Here is a 515-nt window from a genome sequence, read left to right on the forward strand (position 1 = left end):
TCGCACCTGTTGCAGGGTGCGATCGATATCCAGGTCCAGCAGGCGAACAGTCTCCATGCCGGCAAGCATAGGGCACCGCAGACCGTGCCGGATGTGGCCGATTGCACCCCATCACCGCCCAGTCGCCACGGCGCAGCTACAGTGCCTTGCCCCTTCTCGCCCGCGCCGCCATGACCGACCTGCACATCGACCGCCTCGACCACCTTGTCCTGACCGTGGCCGACATCGCCACCGCCTGCGACTTCTACCAGCGCGTGCTGGGCATGGAGGTCATCGACGTTGGTGCGGGGCGCAAGGCCCTGCGTTTCGGGATGCAGAAGATCAACCTGCATGCGCACGGCAAGGAGTTCGAGCCCAAGGCCGATCGCCCCACGCCGGGCGCGGCGGACCTGTGCCTGATCACTTACGCGACGATGGAGGAGATCCTCGCGCACCTGGATGCGCAGGGCGTGGTCGTGGAAGAAGGACCGGTGCAGCGCACTGGCGCGACCGGTCCGATCCTGTCCGTGTACGTC

Annotated in this window: 1 protein-coding gene; it reads left to right on the forward strand. The window is 66.6% G+C overall.

Annotated features, from left to right (window positions below; translation table 11 throughout):
- Positions 1-170: 170 nt before the first annotated feature.
- On the forward strand, positions 171-515 hold a 345-nt coding region (locus ACXJKJ_RS32260), incomplete at its 3' end, for a VOC family protein (RefSeq protein ID WP_457395839.1).

The organism is Roseateles sp. P5_E1 (genome assembly GCF_054049335.1).